Source organism: Prevotella sp. RM4, from assembly GCF_000701965.1.
GTDB lineage: Bacteria > Bacteroidota > Bacteroidia > Bacteroidales > Bacteroidaceae > Prevotella > Prevotella ruminicola.
In genome coordinates this window covers 27,116-43,296 of record NZ_JNKG01000010.1, presented here as the reverse complement: position 1 = coordinate 43,296, position 16,181 = coordinate 27,116, and the positions used below count along the sequence as shown (strand labels likewise).

General features: G+C 50.2%; 13 protein-coding genes. 6 read left to right on the top strand and 7 right to left on the bottom strand.

What is annotated here, in order from left to right:
* Positions 1 to 20 precede the first annotated feature (20 nt).
* Genes T499_RS0109825 through lon form a run of 3 tightly spaced genes read right to left on the bottom strand, consistent with a single transcriptional unit; the run spans position 21 to position 4,798 of the window.
* Positions 21 to 1,202, bottom strand: coding sequence for an LptF/LptG family permease (locus T499_RS0109825; protein WP_013063248.1), 1,182 nt, complete (start codon positions 1,200 to 1,202; stop codon positions 21 to 23).
* Complete coding sequence (gene tgt, locus T499_RS0109820) at positions 1,199 to 2,341, bottom strand: tRNA guanosine(34) transglycosylase Tgt (protein ID WP_033150844.1); 1,143 nt, start codon at positions 2,339 to 2,341, stop codon at positions 1,199 to 1,201. The genes T499_RS0109825 and tgt overlap by 4 nt, the downstream gene beginning before the upstream one ends.
* Positions 2,342 to 4,798 (bottom strand): endopeptidase La, encoded by a 2,457-nt coding sequence (gene lon, locus T499_RS0109815; RefSeq protein WP_033150843.1) that lies wholly within the window; start codon positions 4,796 to 4,798, stop codon positions 2,342 to 2,344.
* 102 nt (positions 4,799 to 4,900) lie between these two features.
* Here lon and T499_RS0109810 point away from each other — a divergent pair, with 102 nt between their 5' ends.
* Positions 4,901 to 5,611: a tRNA1(Val) (adenine(37)-N6)-methyltransferase gene (locus tag T499_RS0109810; protein ID WP_033150842.1), complete on the top strand. Its 711-nt coding sequence runs from the start codon at positions 4,901 to 4,903 to the stop codon at positions 5,609 to 5,611.
* A 267-nt stretch (positions 5,612 to 5,878) separates the two neighbouring features.
* On the opposite strand, the gene T499_RS0109805 is transcribed toward T499_RS0109810, so the two are convergent.
* Positions 5,879 to 6,262, bottom strand: a complete 384-nt coding sequence (locus T499_RS0109805) for a DUF3127 domain-containing protein (RefSeq protein WP_033150841.1) — start codon at positions 6,260 to 6,262, stop codon at positions 5,879 to 5,881.
* Between the two features lie 167 nt (positions 6,263 to 6,429).
* Between T499_RS0109805 and dnaN the strand changes: the two genes are divergently transcribed.
* Genes dnaN through T499_RS0109780 form a run of 5 tightly spaced genes read left to right on the top strand, consistent with a single transcriptional unit; the run spans position 6,430 to position 12,728 of the window.
* Positions 6,430 to 7,554 carry a DNA polymerase III subunit beta gene (dnaN, locus tag T499_RS0109800; RefSeq protein WP_013064994.1) on the top strand — a complete coding sequence of 375 codons (1,125 nt, stop codon included), beginning with the start codon at positions 6,430 to 6,432 and terminating at the stop codon, positions 7,552 to 7,554.
* 18 nt (positions 7,555 to 7,572) lie between these two features.
* Positions 7,573 to 8,430 carry a 3'-5' exonuclease gene (locus tag T499_RS0109795; protein ID WP_033150840.1) on the top strand — a complete coding sequence of 286 codons (858 nt, stop codon included), beginning with the start codon at positions 7,573 to 7,575 and terminating at the stop codon, positions 8,428 to 8,430.
* Positions 8,427 to 9,332 (top strand): type IX secretion system protein PorD, encoded by a 906-nt coding sequence (locus T499_RS0109790; protein ID WP_033150839.1) that lies wholly within the window; start codon positions 8,427 to 8,429, stop codon positions 9,330 to 9,332. Before T499_RS0109795 ends, T499_RS0109790 begins: the two co-directional genes overlap by 4 nt.
* A gap of 38 nt (positions 9,333 to 9,370) precedes the next feature.
* Positions 9,371 to 11,029, top strand: coding sequence for a DNA repair protein RecN (recN, locus tag T499_RS0109785; RefSeq protein WP_033150838.1), 1,659 nt, complete (start codon positions 9,371 to 9,373; stop codon positions 11,027 to 11,029).
* A gap of 37 nt (positions 11,030 to 11,066) precedes the next feature.
* A complete protein-coding gene (locus T499_RS0109780) occupies positions 11,067 to 12,728 on the top strand; it encodes a hypothetical protein (protein WP_033150837.1) in 1,662 nt (553 codons plus the stop codon).
* A gap of 3 nt (positions 12,729 to 12,731) precedes the next feature.
* On the opposite strand, the gene dnaB is transcribed toward T499_RS0109780, so the two are convergent.
* From dnaB to T499_RS0109765, 3 genes are read right to left on the bottom strand one after another with little or no spacing between them, the layout of a single operon-like run.
* A complete protein-coding gene (dnaB, locus tag T499_RS0109775; protein WP_013065678.1) occupies positions 12,732 to 14,240 on the bottom strand; it encodes a replicative DNA helicase in 1,509 nt (502 codons plus the stop codon).
* A 36-nt stretch (positions 14,241 to 14,276) separates the two neighbouring features.
* Entirely contained in the window at positions 14,277 to 14,891 is a 615-nt protein-coding gene (locus T499_RS0109770; protein WP_013063344.1) for a trimeric intracellular cation channel family protein, read from the bottom strand.
* A 7-nt stretch (positions 14,892 to 14,898) separates the two neighbouring features.
* Positions 14,899 to 16,173 (bottom strand): replication-associated recombination protein A, encoded by a 1,275-nt coding sequence (locus T499_RS0109765; protein ID WP_033150835.1) that lies wholly within the window; start codon positions 16,171 to 16,173, stop codon positions 14,899 to 14,901.
* Between the last annotated feature and the right edge of the window lie 8 nt (positions 16,174 to 16,181).

Below are 16,181 nucleotides of genomic sequence, written 5' to 3'. Positions count from 1 at the left end.
ATATGTTTCTTCAAATTTCATTAATTAGGGGCTTGTCTGTAGCAGAAGTATGCTATGATTACATATAATAAGTTAGGTATCCATGCAGCCAACAGCGCAGGCGTGTCGGCATTGATGGCAAAGGTGGCACTGATAGTCTGCAGCAGGATGTAACCGAACGACAGGGCCAGACCTATACCCAGGTACATACCCATGCCGCCCTTACGCTTGCGACTCGACAGCGACACACCAATCATGGTGAGGATGAACGATGCAAACGAGGTGGCTATGCGCTTGTGGTACTCAACCTCGTACTGCACCACGTTAACCGATCCGCGCTCAACCTGCTTCGAGATATAATCGCTCAGTTCGGTAGAGGTAAGGGTTTCCTGCTGACCTTTCGAGAACACCAGGTCCATAGGCTCCATCTGTATCAGGGTATCGATAACGGCACCCGATTCGATCTCCTCGCGCAGGCCCTTCAGCGTACGTATCTTATAGCTCTGAGCCTTCCAGTGGTAACGGCTGTCGCTGATAGAATCGTAGCGGATAACCGAAGCCGTCATGTGGCTCACCAGCTTCTTGTTCTCGAACTTATCGAGCGAGAAACCGTAACCCGTCTTGGTCACATCGTCGTACTGCTGTAGATAGGCAATCACACCCGGCTGCACCATCAGCTGCACGTTGCTGGCCGAAAGGTTACGCTCCTTGTTCTTGTACTTGGCCTCGAAATCCATCTTAACCTGGTTGCCCTTAGGAATCACATAGCCGCCCAGATAAAAGTTAACGGCAGCAATCAATGCCGCCGATATCATATAAGGGCGCAGCAGGCGCTTAAAGCTTACACCGGCTGCCAGCATGGCTATAATCTCGCTATTGCCCGCCAGCTTACTGGTAAAGAAGATGACGGCAATAAACACAAACAACGGTGAGAACAGGTTAGCGAAGTAGGGCACAAAGTTGGCGTAGTAATCAAATACAATCGCCTTGAGCGGTGCGTTATAGGTAGAGAACTTAGCCAGGTTCTCGTTCACATCAAACACTATCGAGATAGAGATGATGAGGATAATCGAGAAGATGTAAGTACCAATAAACTTGGCTATGATGTAGCGGTCGAGCCTTTTAAGGTATCTGAACGGATTCAGCACCTTCAGGCATCTCAGGCATTTAAGCCAGCGCAGCCATCGCAGCCAATGTTTTATCTTACGAAATGCTTCTTTCATCGTCTTCTTCCTAATTGATCGATAACCGAACGTTTCCACTGTACAAAGTCGCCTGCAATGATGTGCTGTCGGGCGTCGCCCACCAAGCGCAGATAGAATGCCAGGTTATGAATCGAGGCTATCTGCATGGCCAGCAGCTCCTGGGCCTTGAACAGGTGGTGCAGGTAGGCCTTGCTATGTATGCGGTCGATCTCGCAGCCATCTGGATCGATAGGCGAGAAGTCGTTCTCCCATTTCTTGTTACGCATGTTCATCGTACCCTCGTAGGTAAAGAGCATGGCGTTACGACCGTTACGGGTAGGCATTACGCAGTCGAACATATCCACACCGCGCTCGATACCCTCCAGAATGTTCTGAGGTGTACCAACACCCATCAGGTAACGTGGACGATCCTTAGGCAGAATCTCGTTAACCACCTCGATCATCTCGTACATCACCTCGGTAGGCTCGCCTACGGCCAGTCCACCAATCGAAGCACCACCGCCGTCGTTCAGCTTGGCCAGCACATCGCACACGTGCTTGGCAGCATCCTGACGCAGGTCCTTATAGGTACAGCCCTGCACAATGGGGAACAACGTCTGGTTGTAGCCATACAGGGGCTCGGTTTCGTTAAAACGCTTTACGCAGCGCTCCAGCCATCGCTGGGTGAGTCGCAAGCTGTTCTCAGCATACTTATAGTCGCTCTGTCCCGGTGGACACTCGTCGAACGCCATCATGATATCGGCACCAATCACACGCTCGGTGTCCATCACGTTCTCGGGGGTAAAAATATGCTTAGAACCATCGATATGACTACGGAACTCACAACCTTCCTCACGAAGCTTACGAATGCCTGTCAATGAAAACACCTGGAAACCACCCGAATCGGTAAGGATAGGGCGATCCCAAGTATTAAACTTATGCAAACCGCCAGCCTGGCGCAGAATGTCGAGACCGGGACGCAGATACAGGTGATAGGTGTTACCAAGGATAATCTGTGCCTTAACCTGCTCGCGCAGTTCGCTAAAGTGCACACCCTTTACGCTACCTACTGTGCCCACAGGCATGAAGATAGGGGTCTGGATCTGTCCGTGATCGGTGGTAATCAATCCCGCACGGGCGTCGCTGGCTGCATCGGTATATTGTACTTCAAACTTCATTTATTTCTTTTCTTTTTCTTCGGGAATGGTGAAATCAAGCGGATTCTTTACAACCTCATCGGTGAGGGCAAAATCCCATACATCCTGCACGTTCTCCACATAGTGGAAGTTAACGCCCTTCAGGTAGATATCAGGAATCTCCAGGATATCCTTCTCGTTCTCCTGGCACATCACAATATCGGTGATACCGGCACGCTTAGCGGCCAGAATCTTCTCCTTAATACCACCCACGGGCAGCACTTTTCCGCGCAGGGTAATCTCACCGGTCATAGCGGTGTTCTTACGCACCTTACGCTGGGTGAGGGCAGAGGCGATAGAAGTGGCGATGGTGATACCTGCCGAAGGACCGTCCTTAGGTGTAGCACCCTCGGGTACATGGATGTGGATGTTCCAGTTGTCGAACACACGGTAGTCGATGTTGAGCGTCTCGGCATGAGCCTTTACGTACTCAACAGCCAGGATGGCCGACTCCTTCATCACATCGCCCAGGTTACCGGTAAGTGTAAGCTTAGAGCCCTTGCCCTTTGAGAGCGAGGTTTCGATAAACAGGATTTCGCCGCCAACCGCAGTCCAGGCCAGACCAGTTACCACACCGGCATAATCGTTGCCCTGGTAGATATCGCGATAGAATGGTGGCTTGCCAAGCAGTCCCTCCAACTCGTTGGGGGTAATCTTCTTGTACTCGGCACCGTCCTCAATCTGACGCTTGAAGGCAATTTTACGCAGGGCCTTGTTAATCTGCTTCTCGAGCTGGCGCACACCGCTCTCACGGGTATAACGCTCAATAATCATCTCGATGGCAGCCTTATTGAACGAAGGCTTCAGGCTTGAATTGATATTCAAACCGGTATTATCCAGCTCGCGTGGTATCAAGTGACGCTTTGCGATTTCAATCTTTTCCTCTGTAATATAACCACTTACGTCGATAACCTCCATACGGTCGAGTAGGGGACGAGGAATAGTGCTCAGGTTGTTGGCCGTGGCGATGAACAGCACCTTAGAGAGGTCGTAATCCACATCCAGATAGTTATCGTGGAAGGCATTGTTCTGCTCAGGATCGAGCACCTCGAGCAGGGCCGATGCAGGGTCGCCATTATGGGTATTCTGTGTTACCTTGTCGATCTCGTCGAGAATAAACACAGGGTTGCTAGAGCCAGCCTTCTGTATGCTCTTGATGATACGGCCGGGCATGGCGCCGATGTAGGTACGACGGTGACCGCGAATCTCAGCCTCGTCGTGTACACCACCAAGCGAAACACGTACGTACTTACGCTTCATGGCAGCGGCAATCGACTTACCCAGCGATGTCTTACCAACGCCTGGAGGGCCATAGAGGCACAGGATAGGCGACTTAAGATCGCCACGCAGGGCCAGCACAGCCATGTACTCAAGGATACGCTCCTTAACCTTCTCCATACCGTAGTGGTCCTTATCCAGAATACGCTTGGCACGCTTCAGGTTCAGGTCGTCAACGGTATATTCGCCCCAAGGCAGGTTTACCAGCGTCTGCAGGTAAGTAAGCTGCACGTTATACTCAGGACTCTGTGGATTCAGGTTATCCAGCTTATCGCACTCCTTACGGAAATACTTGGCCATCTCGTACTTCCACATCTTGTAGCGGCCTTTGGTAAGCAGTTCGTGCTTCTCGGGCGACTCACCGTTACCCATCTCGGCCTGCATATTCTTAATCTGCTGCTGCAGGAAGTAGTTACGCTGCTGCTCGTCGATATCCTCACGGGTCTTGTTACGGATATCAGCCTTCAGGTTCTGCAGGTTAATCTCGCGGTTCAGCATCTTCATGGTGGTAAACAGGCGCTCCTTTACGAGACCGATTTCCAGCAGTTTCTGCTTCTCCTTGTAGTTGAACGGCATGTTGGTGCATACAAAGTTGAGCATCATCACCGTGTTCGAGATATTCTTGATAGCAAAGCTGGCCTCGTCGGGGATCTCATCCGATACCGTAACGTATTTGCTAACCATATCGCGAAGATCGGCCACAGCTGTATTAAACTCACGATCCTTTGGGTCGGGCAGGTCCTCCTCGAGTGCAGTTACGTCACCCTCAAGATAAGGCGAGGTAGATACAATCTCGTTCAACTCAAAACGTCCCAGGCCCTGCAGAATGGCGGTAATATTGCCATTGGGTAGGGTGAGGAGCTTCATCACCTTGGCATAAACACCCACCTCATACAGGTCGTGCTTATCGGGATAGTCCACATCAGGATCGCGCTGGGCCACAACGCCAATTATCAAACCTTTCTTCTCAGCTTTTTCAACCAAGGCTTTGCTGGCCTGACGACCAATAAGAATCGGCGTTACCACACCGGGGAACAGAACCATATTGCGCAAAGCCAGAATGGGCACACGGTCGGGCGTGTGAACATTCAAAAAATCCTTCAAATCTCCATCTACATCAGCAATCATCTGAAATGCTGAATTGTTATTCTGATTACTCATTTTCAAATTTATTAAATCGGGGTGCAAAGTTACTAATAAAAATTAAGAAATACGTACGAAAGGGGCAAGAATTAACAAATTATTAGTAACTTTGCCGCGATTATGGCAAAAAACAGCTTTCAATTCAAACAATTCACTGTTTATCAGGACCGTTGCGCCATGAAGGTGGGTACTGATGGCACACTGCTTGGCGCATGGGCAAATGCACCCGTTGCAGCAGCACGTTTTCTTGACATTGGAACGGGCACCGGACTGGTAGCCCTGATGATGGCTCAGCGCTTTCCCGAGGCGCAGGTTACAGGCATTGACATCGACGAAGATGCCGCCCAGCAAGCCCAGGAAAATGTAGTAGGTTCTCCATTTTCCGACCGGATTATGATAAATAGAGAAGATGCTACAAAAATAGACGACAAAGCAGGGTATGATGCCATCGTGTGTAATCCGCCATATTTCGTTGATTCTCTCACGTGTCCGCAGGATCAGCGCACACTGGCCCGTCACGCTGTAAGTTTAACGTACGAGAGCTTGATGCACGCTGCCAGCAAACTGCTGAAACCAGACGGCATTCTGTCGCTGGTTATTCCTACCGATAATCAGGATAACGTAGAGTCTGCCGCAGCTTTCGAGGGATTATTCATAACTAGAATCTGTCTGATTAAAACTACGCCCAATAAACTCCCGAAACGTCATCTCGTAGAATTCAGAAAGCATCCCGTAGAACAAGTAAATTTCGAGGAGCAAGTATTAGAATCATGCCCAGGTCAGCGCAGCGATTGGTATCATAATCTTACCAAGGATTTCTACATCAAATAATCTAACAATGCTTCAAAACTTCGATATTTTGAACCAACCTGGCCATCGGCCCGAAATATCGCAAAAATAAAGCGCCATTTCGTGCCCTAAATCATCTTTCAAATAAGGCGCCTCATTCAGGCCTCAAACATTCGTCCAAATAGGGCATCCAATTCAAGCCATCAATCCCTCTCTTAAATCCCTATTTATCATAATGCCGATTCTCGTAAAATAAAGATAGTCCCCACAAACGTGAGGACTATCGCCTTATTTCTTGGAATAAATCTCTTAGAATGGCAGATCGTCAGACGAACCCTCGCTAGCGGGCTCCTGTGCTGGTGGGAATGGCGATGTAGCTGCTGAAGGAGCTGCTGCTACAGGAGCACCGGCTACAGGCTGCTGACCACGAATAACGTTGTAAGCACGTACATCGTTATACCAACGACCGTTATATTCGCGAGCATCAATATCAAACTGGATGGTAAGCTCGTCACCATTCTGAATATTGAACTGATTGATTCTGTCCTCACCAAATACGTTAAATACGCAACGCTTAGGATACTGACCAGGAACCTCCAAAACGTACTCCTGAGTCTTCCATGAGTTGCCTGTACGGGCCGAAACACCTCCGCGGGCTTCCATTACCGCAATGATTTTACCTGTTAATTCCATTATCTTTTTTGTTTTATTTTGTTGAATTTATCGTTTTCAGAGTGCGAAATTACTAAAAATAGTTTGAATAACGCACATTTCTGCTCTTTTTTTTGCTCATTACAACTTTTTTTTGTAATTTTGTAACCAATAATATAATATGTAGAATAATAAAATAACTATAAACTATGCGTTTTACATTATCAAGCACAGCACTGAGCTCTAAGCTCGTTGCACTCTCGAGAGTGATTAACAGTAAAAATGCTCTACCCATTCTGGGTGACTTTTTATTCGAGATCGAAAACAATGTTCTGCATCTGACTGCATCAGATTCAGAGAACGTGATGAAGACACAGCTGGAGCTGACCGAAAGCGATGGAAACTTCCGCTTTGCTATCGGCAACCACGACCTGCTTGAGGCCGTAAAAGGCTTCTCTGAGCAGCCCATCACATTCGACGTGGATCTGGAGCAGAATCTGGTAAAGATCACTTACCAGAACGGTTTGTTCTCTCTGCCTGTCGACAACGCCGACGAATTCCCTGTGGCACAGCCAGTTAGCGACTTTGCTAAGAGCATCGTTCTGCCTAATGCCATCCTGGCCGAGAATATCAACCGCAGCATCTTTGCTACCGCTCAGGACGAGCTTCGCCCTGTAATGAACGGTATCTACTTCGATCTTACTCCCGATCACCTGGCAGTAGTTGCTTCTGACGGACACAAGCTGGTTCGCAACAAGATATTCACCATTAAGAGCGAGGAGCCATCGGCATTTATCCTGCCTAAGAAGCCCGCTAACCTGCTGAAGAACCTGCTGGGTAAAGATGGTGGCGATGTTACCATCCGCTTCGACGAGCGCAACGCCGAGGTTAACTACGGCGATGGTGTGCTGCTGTGCCGCCTGATCGAGGGTCGCTACCCCAACTATAACTCAGTAATCCCACAGAACAATCCTAACGAGGTTCGTCTGGATCGTCTGTCATTGCTGGCTGCCCTGCGCCGCGTACAGCCATTTGCTAACGATTCGAGCAATCTGGTACGCTTCCACGTTGAAGGCTCTACATTCCAGCTGGATGCTGAGGACTACGACTTCTCGAAGACCGCTACAGAGCGCATGACCTGTGAGTATAACGGTACACCAATGAGCATTGGTTTCAAGGGTAACGCCTTTATCGAGATCCTGGGCAACATCGAGTGTTCTGACGTGATTATCCAGTTGGCCGACTCAAGTCGTGCCGGTTTGGTTCTGCCTTCAGAGCAGCCTGAGAATCAGGAGGTTGTGATGCTGATGATGCCTATGCTTATTAACGACTAAAAAGCGGGAGAAGTAAAGGTGAAACTGAATTTAACTAAACCTCTGGTAATATTTGATCTGGAAACTACGGGCCTTGACTTGGTTAAGGACCGTATTATCCAGATCTCGTATATAAAAGTATATCCCGACGGACACGAAGAGCGTGGCAACGAGTTGGTAAACCCCGAAAAGCCCATCGAGCCGATGATTACCCAGCTTACGGGTATCTCGAACGACGATGTAAAGGACAAGCCCACATTCAAGCAGTTGGGCGCCGTGCTGGCCGAGAAGTTTACCGGCTGCGACTTTGCAGGCTTTAACTCAAACCACTTTGATATTCCCCTACTCGCTGAGGAATTCCTGCGTGCTGGCGTAGATTTTGATTTCAGCAAGTGCAAGATGATCGACGCACAGACCATCTTCCATAAGATGGAGCGTCGCAATCTGGCTGCTGCCTACAAGTTCTACTGCGGACGCAAGATGGAGGAAGACTTCGAAGCACACCGTGCCGACCAGGATACCGAAGCCACCTACCGTGTGCTGATGGGCGAGCTGGACAAGTATGCACCAGGTGCTAACGAGGATCCCGAGAAGGTGCTTGAGAACGATATGAACAAGTTGGCCGAATTCTCACGTGTAAACAACAACGTGGATTTTGCCGGTCGTATCGTTTGGGGCGAGATGAAGGACCGCAACGGTAACACCCTACTCGACGAACAGGGCAACCCACGCCTCACCGAGGTGTTCAACTTCGGTAAGCACAAGGGCATTCCTGTAGCCGACGTGCTGCATATCGACCCAGGCTACTACAGCTGGATTCTGTCGGGCGACTTCACGTATAACACCAAGCAAGTACTTACAAGAATTCGTCTTCGCGAGTCAAAACTTAACGGATGATCAGGAATACTTGTTTAACCATACTAGCGCTACTTGCAGTTCTTGGCGTACATGCCCAAGAGCTGCAAGTTAAGGTTAGTGTGAACCACAGTCAGATACAAGGCACCGATAACAGCGTGTTTGAGAACCTGCAGCAAACCATCGAGCAGTTTATGAACGAGCGCGCATGGACCGACCTGCAGTTTCAGAAAAACGAGCGTATCCAGTGCAACCTGAACCTGACCGTAAACAAGTATCTTCGCGAAGAGAACCGCTTTGAGTGTACCGCCCTTATACAAGCCAACCGCCCTGTTTATAATGCAGCCTATAACACTACATTATATAATAATAGGGATGCCAACTTTAACTTCGTGTTCCAGCAGTTCGACCAGTTGAACTTTGCCGAAGAGAACATCGACAACCAACTGACCGCTCTCCTAGCCTACTACGCCCTGCTGATGATTGGTTTAGACCTCGACAGCTTTGCGCCCATGGGTGGAACCGATGTGCTGCAGCGCTGCCTGGTGCTGGTAAACAACGCTCAGAACCTGGGCTTTACGGGTTGGAAATCGTTCGAGGACAACCGTAACCGCTTTGCCGTTATCAACGACTATATGGACGAAGGCATGAAGCCCTTCCGCCAGTTGCAATACGATTATTATCGCAAGGGACTGGACGAGATGACCAATAACGCCGAACGTGGCCGAACAGAAATATCGGCTGCACTCGAGAACGACCTGAAGCAGGCCCACGAAAACAAACCGCTGAGTTTGTTGCCGCAGATATGGACCGACTACAAGAAAGATGAGCTGGCCAATATCTACAAAGGTAAAGGTACACAAAAAGAGAAACAACGTATCTACGATATTCTGATGGGATTGAATGCATCCCAGAACAATAGTTGGGAAGCCATCAAACAATAACTGTCAAATCGTAAATTGTCAAATAGTAAAAAAAGGCTATGCTTAAGCATTTATATATCAAGAACTTTACGCTGATCGACGAGCTGGATATCTCGCTCTACGAAGGTTTCTCGGTGATTACCGGTGAGACCGGAGCCGGAAAGAGTATTATCCTGGGCGCCATCGCCTTGCTATTAGGACAGCGTGCCGACTCGAAGACCATCAAACAGGGAGCCGAGAAATGTGTGATTGAGGCGCATTTTGATTTGTCGCGTTACAACATGCAGGCTTTCTTTGATGAGAACGATATCGAGTACGATGCCGACGACTGTATCATCCGTCGCGAACTGACAGCAGCCGGTAAGAGTCGTGCGTTTATCAACGACACGCCCGTGGCACTCTCGATGCTCAAGGAGTTAGGCGACCAGCTGATGGATGTTCACTCGCAGCACCAGAACCTGTTGCTTAACAAGCAGGACTTCCAGTTAGAGGTGGTAGATATCATTGCCGACGATGCCGCCCAGTTGGCCAAATACCAGCAGACATACACTGCTTATCAGGCTGCCGAAAAGGAACTGGCAGAGCTGCAGGCAGCTATCGAGCGTAACCGCGAGAACCGCGATTTCCTGCAGTTCCAGTATGAGGAGCTGGAGAATGCGCACCTGGTTGAAGGCGAGCAGGAAGAGCTGGAACAGCGCAGCGACACGATGGAGCACTCCGAGGATATCAAGAGCGCCCTCTATACCACCGACAATGCCCTATCGGCCGATCAGAACGGTGTGATAGAACAGTTGCGCTCGTCGCTCTCGGCCTTACGCAGCATCGAGGCTGTTTATCCCGAGGTGGGCGATTTGATTCAGCGTATCGACAGCAGTTATATCGATCTGAAGGATGTGGCTCACGAAATCAGCAGCCTGTTAGAGTCGGTTGATTTCGATCCTGCCGAACTGGATCAGGTTAACAACCGCTTGGACCGCATCTACGAGTTAGAGAAGAAATACCACGTTGACGCTATCGAGGCGCTGATTGAGAAACGCGAAATGTTGCACCAGCAGCTGCAGGCCATCGAGAACGGCGACGAATCGCTCGACGAGGTAAAGGCACGCGTCAGCCAGTTGGAAGCCCAGGCCCGTAAGGAGGCCGAGGCACTTACCAAACTGCGCACCAAGGCTGCCAAGAAGATTGAGGACGAGATGCAGAAGCGCCTGGTACCACTGGGTATGCCACACGTAAGGTTCAGCATCCAACTTACCACTATCGAGCTGGGCGTAAATGGTTGCGACAGGGTTTCGTTCCTGTTCAGCGCCAACACATCTACCCCACTCCAGCCTGTCTCTCAGGTGGCTTCGGGGGGTGAGATTGCCCGTGTGATGCTGTCGCTCAAGGCGATGATCAGCGGTGCCGTGAAGCTGCCAACAATCATCTTCGACGAGATTGATACCGGTGTGAGCGGAAAGACTGCCGAGATGATGGCCCAGATTATGAAAGAGATGGGCGGTCATGGTCGCCAGGTTATCAGCATTACGCACCTGCCACAGATTGCAGCCTTAGGTTCGGTACATTATAAGGTTGAGAAGAACGAGACCGCCAATGGTACCACCAGTAAGATGCGCCAGCTTGATACCGACGAACGTGTACGCGAGATTGCTCAGATGCTGAGTGGTAGCGACGTATCGGAAGCAGCGATACAGAATGCGAAAGCACTGCTTGGACATTAAACATTAAAGATTAAAGATTAAACATTAAACATTAGATATGAAAAAGAAAGTTTTATTGATATTACTGGCGGTGATGCCATTGCTGGCAGGTGCTCAGCCTAGCTGGGTAAAGAAAGCCACCAAGTCGGTATTCACCCTGAAAACCTTTGCCGCTGACGGTTCGCTCATCGGCAGCAGTAACGGTTTCTTTACCAGCGCCAATGGCGACGCAGTCAGTAACTACACCCCATTCAAGGGTGCCACAAGAGCTGTAGTGATTGATGCTGCCGGTAAAGAAATGCCCGTAGTAAGCATCGTAGGTGTAAACGATATGTACGATGTAGTAAAGTTCCGTGTAAGCGGAAAAACCCAGCCTCTGGCCATCAGCAGCGCTTCGGCCACTGTAGGCAGTCAGGCTTGGCTGTTGCCTTATCACGAGGTAAAGAACGTGCCAGCAGGTACCGTTCGTAAGGCTGAGACCTTCCAGGGCGAGTACAATTACTATACCGTAGCACTCACCATGCCCGCCAACACCGTTAGCTGTCCGCTGATTAACCAGATGGGCGAAGTAATCGGTATTATGCAGCAGCCCGCTACCGATAAGGATACTCTCAACTATGCCGTAAGCGCCCGCTTTGCCGATTCGCTGAAGATTTCGGGCTTTGGTATGAACGAGGCTAGTCTGCAGGAGACCAAGATTAAGAAGGAGCTGCCCGATAACATCAAGGAGGCTGTTCTGGCACTCTACATGGCCCAGACACAGCAGGATTCTGCCGCTTATGCAGCCCTGATCGAGGACTTTATCCATAAGTTCCCCAACGCTGCCGATGGTTATATGTACCGTGCCCAGCTTGAGGCTGGTGCCAACGATTTTGCCGCTGCCGACCGCGATATGGAGATGGCCATCAAGAACGCTCAGCAGAAGGATGATGCGCATTACAACTATGCCCGACTGATCTACAACAAGAATATTTTCCAGACTGATGCGCCTTACGATAAGTGGACACTGGATAAGGCTCTCGAAGAGGTTCGTACCGCCAACGCCGTTAACCCACAGCTGATGTATCGTCAGACTGAGGCTAACATCCTGTTTGCCCAGAAGAAATATGCCGAGGCCTACGATATCTACAACGAGCTCTCGAGCACCAACATGAAGAGTGCCGAGCTGTACTTCAGCGCTGCCCGTTGCAAGGAGATGCTGAAGGATACCACCTCGATGCTGGCTCTGATGGATAGCGCTATGAACATGTACAGCAAACCCTATCTGAAAGAGGCCGCTCCTTATCTGTGGTCGCGTGCCCAAGCCCGTTTGCAGGCTAAGAAGTTCCGCGAGGCTATCGCCGATATGAACGATTACGAGGAGCTGATGAAGGCCAACGTCAACGATAACTTCTACTACATCCGTCACCAGGCCGAAATCGAAGGTCGTTTGTATCAGCAGGCACTCAACGATATCACCCGCGCCATCGTAATGAATCCTAAGGAGACACTTTATTACGCCGAGAAGGCCTCGCTCGAAATCCGTGTGGGTCTTTACGACAATGCGATTGCCACCGCCAAGGAGAGCCTGAGCGTTGATGCTAACGACAGCGACGGTTACCTGTTCTTAGGTGTGGCCCAGTGCCTGAAGGGCAACAAGAAAGAGGGAATACAAAACCTGCAGAAAGCCAAGGAAATGGGCAATCTGCAGGCAGATAACTTGATTGAGAAATACAAATAACCGTTAGAAAGGTAACGGTTCGTTTGGATCTGACGGAGGCAACGGTGGGTTGTCTCCGTTTATTTTTGATCCCAATATCTCGCCGCCTCCCATTGGGGCACGGTTCTCGATAGCTTTATCCTCGGGATTCTCGAAACGGGTGTACTCACCACGGAAGGTAAGCAGCACGTCGCCCGTAGCACCCTTACGGTGTTTAGCAATAATAATCTGCGCCATACCATGCAGGTCGCGTCCGTTATCATCCTGATAGATATGATAGTACTCAGGACGGTGTACGAACAGTACCATGTCGGCATCCTGCTCGATGGCTCCCGACTCACGCAGGTCGCTCAGCTGTGGGCGCTTTCCTTCCAATCCCTCACGGCTCTCAACACCACGGTTCAGCTGACTCAGTGCCAGGATGGGAATATTCAACTCCTTAGCCAAACCCTTGAGCGAACGAGAGATGGTTGACACCTCTTCCTGTCGGCTGCTGAATCGCATACCGTTGGCATTCATCAGCTGCAGGTAGTCGATCATAATCAGCTTCACACCATGCTCACGAACCAGTCGACGGGCCTTGGTACGCAACTCGAATACCGAAAGACCTGGGGTATCGTCGATATACAGCGGTGCGCCCAGCAGCTTATTGATGTTCTTATCCAGTCGCTCCCACTCGTCACGTTGCAGCTGTCCGTTCAGAATCTTCGAACCCTGAATCTCACAGGCATTCGAGATCAATCGGTTAACCAGCTGAACGTTCGACATCTCTAACGAGAAGAAAGCCATAGGTGTACGGATATCGGCGGCAATATTCTTGGCCATCGAGAGGGCGAACGATGTCTTACCCATCGCAGGACGTCCGGCGATAATCACCAAGTCGGAAGCCTGCCAACCACTGGTCAGGTCATCGAGCTTAAAGTAACCGGTTGAAACACCCGTCAAACCGTCGGTGTTCTTAGCGGCATCCTGGATACCCTTTACAGCCAGCGAGATAACGGGGTCGATCGAGGTATAGTCCTTCTTCATGTTGTGCTGCGACAACTCGAAGAGAGAACCCTCGGCCTCCTGCATCAGGTCCTCAACATCAATCGTCTCGTCGAAAGCCTTGGTCTGAATCATGCTCGAGAACGAGATGAGCTGACGGGCCAGCGACTTCTGTGCGATGATATTGGCGTGATACTCGATATTGGCTGATGATACCACGTTAGAGCTCAGTTCGGCCACATAACCGGGACCGCCCACCTGCTCCAGATTTCCCGACTTAGCCAACTGATCGGTAACCGTCAGGATATCAACTGGTTTCTCCTCCATACTCAAGTCGCGTATGGCGGCATAAACCATCTGGTTACGAGGCTCGTAGAAGCTCTCAGGACGCAGGATCTCGCACACTACCGCGTAGGCATCCTTATCAATCATCAGCGCACCCAGCACAGCCTTCTCAATCTCCAGAGCCTGTGGCTGAAGGTGTCCGTAGGTAGGATCTACGGGCTGGTTACTACTCTTTCTTCGTCTATTTGTTTGTTCTGCCATCTTATTTATTTGACAATTTGACTATTTACTATTTTTCTATTTTTCCTTTAATACGGGGAGTGAAAGGTGATAGCGTACAGCCAGGAAGCGAATCAGGCAGGTAACGATAAAGCTTACCACTGCGCTTATTTCGGCTGCTACACCCAGTTCGGCAAGTCCCCAATAGGCCACACCGCCTATCACACACGCCATCGCATATATCTCCTTATGGAATATCACGGGCTCGTTGTTCAGCAACACATCACGAATCACACCACCAGCCGAACCGGTGATACAGCCCATGATGATAGCCACCCAGAAAGGCTGATCGAAGGCTAAACTCTTCTGGATACCGGCAATCGTAAAGAGTGCCAAACCCAAGGTATCGAACACAAACCAAGCGTTCTTCAAGGGCTCCATCCATTTGCCGAAGAGCACCACCGTAAGCAGTGCTACTGCCGTACAAATCAGATAGATAGCGTTGGTCATCCAGAATGGTGTGGTGCCTAACATGACATCGCGGATGGTACCTCCACCAATAGCCACAGCCACACCACACACATAACCGCCAAACCAGTCGAAGCGCTTAGCAGCAGCATGCCTGATGCCGGATATTGCAAAGGCAAATGTGCCTAATAACTCTATTAACTTGATAATCAATTCCTGATCCATATTCATTTTAGTCTTCGTATCTTTTTCCCCAATAGTTCACCATGCGTTGGTACATTTTCTCCTCCGACGGATTATGCTGTCCGTGCCAGATACGCTCGTCTTGCAGTGCATCGGGCATATACTGCTGCGGTGTGAAATGACCTGCATAGTCGTGCGGATACTTATAGCCGTCGTGATAGCCCAGATCCTTCATCAACTGTGTGGGCGCATTACGGATGGGCAGCGGCACAGGCTGATTACCTGTACGGCGCACCAAGTCGAGCGCTGCATCAACGCCTAAGTAGGCGCTGTTGCTCTTTGGTGATGTGGCCAGATAAACAGTAGCCTCGGCTAAAGGAATCCTACCCTCGGGCCAACCTATCTTCATCACCGCATCAAACGCGGCATTAGCCAGCAACAAGGCATTTGGATTGGCCAAACCTATATCTTCAGAAGCGCTGATCACCAGTCGACGGGCGATAAACTGCGGGTCCTCGCCGCCCTCAATCATACGTGCCAGCCAATACAAGGCGGCATCAGGATCGGAGCCTCGGATACTCTTGATAAACGCCGAGATGATATCGTAGTGCATCTCGCCATCCTTATCGTAAGCCAACGGATTCTGCTGCAGTCGGTTCACCACCTTCTCGTCGGTAATCACCACTTCATCTCCTGCTTCAGCTTCAACCACCAACTCTAAGATATTCAACAACTTACGAGCATCACCTCCGCTATATCTCAGCATCGCGCTGGTTTCCTGTAGTACGATGTTTCGCTCCTTCAGAATCGCATCGGTATGGATGGCGCGCTCCAGCAGTTTCTGCAAATCGTCCTTCTGTAACGACTTGAGCACATAGAGCTGACAACGCGACAGCAACGGACGTATCACCTCGAACGACGGGTTCTCGGTGGTGGCACCAATCAGGGTTACGATACCCTTCTCTACAGCCCCCAGCAGCGAGTCCTGCTGCGACTTTGAGAAACGGTGTATCTCGTCTATAAATAATATAGGTGATGCCTCGTTGAAGAACCTGCCCTTCTGGGCGCGCTCAATCACCTCGCGCACATCCTTCACACCACTCGTTACAGCCGAGAGCGTGTAGAAGGGTGTTTCTAACTTGTGGGCGATAATCTGGGCCAGGGTGGTTTTACCCACTCCAGGAGGGCCCCAAAGGATAAACGAAGGTATGCGTCCTGCGTCGATCATTTTACGCAGAACAGCTCCCTCACCCACCAGATGTTCTTGTCCGATATACTCATCTAAAGTGCGTGGACGCAGTCTTTCAGCTAATGGTTGTGCCATATTCGGGC

What these genes read in the sequence shown, in the direction of transcription:
- T499_RS0109825 (WP_013063248.1), bottom strand. Translation starts at nt 1,202, where the DNA reads ATGAAAGAAGCATTTCGTAAGATAAAACATTGGCTGCGATGGCTGCGC.
- tgt (WP_033150844.1), bottom strand. Translation starts at nt 2,341, where the DNA reads ATGAAGTTTGAAGTACAATATACCGATGCAGCCAGCGACGCCCGTGCG.
- T499_RS0109765 (WP_033150835.1), bottom strand. Translation starts at nt 16,173, where the DNA reads ATGGCACAACCATTAGCTGAAAGACTGCGTCCACGCACTTTAGATGAG.
- dnaN (WP_013064994.1), top strand. Translation starts at nt 6,430, where the DNA reads ATGCGTTTTACATTATCAAGCACAGCACTGAGCTCTAAGCTCGTTGCA.
- T499_RS0109810 (WP_033150842.1), top strand. Translation starts at nt 4,901, where the DNA reads ATGGCAAAAAACAGCTTTCAATTCAAACAATTCACTGTTTATCAGGAC.
- T499_RS0109805 (WP_033150841.1), bottom strand. Translation starts at nt 6,262, where the DNA reads ATGGAATTAACAGGTAAAATCATTGCGGTAATGGAAGCCCGCGGAGGT.
- T499_RS0109780 (WP_033150837.1), top strand. Translation starts at nt 11,067, where the DNA reads ATGAAAAAGAAAGTTTTATTGATATTACTGGCGGTGATGCCATTGCTG.
- T499_RS0109790 (WP_033150839.1), top strand. Translation starts at nt 8,427, where the DNA reads ATGATCAGGAATACTTGTTTAACCATACTAGCGCTACTTGCAGTTCTT.
- dnaB (WP_013065678.1), bottom strand. Translation starts at nt 14,240, where the DNA reads ATGGCAGAACAAACAAATAGACGAAGAAAGAGTAGTAACCAGCCCGTA.
- T499_RS0109770 (WP_013063344.1), bottom strand. Translation starts at nt 14,891, where the DNA reads ATGGATCAGGAATTGATTATCAAGTTAATAGAGTTATTAGGCACATTT.
- lon (WP_033150843.1), bottom strand. Translation starts at nt 4,798, where the DNA reads ATGAGTAATCAGAATAACAATTCAGCATTTCAGATGATTGCTGATGTA.
- recN (WP_033150838.1), top strand. Translation starts at nt 9,371, where the DNA reads ATGCTTAAGCATTTATATATCAAGAACTTTACGCTGATCGACGAGCTG.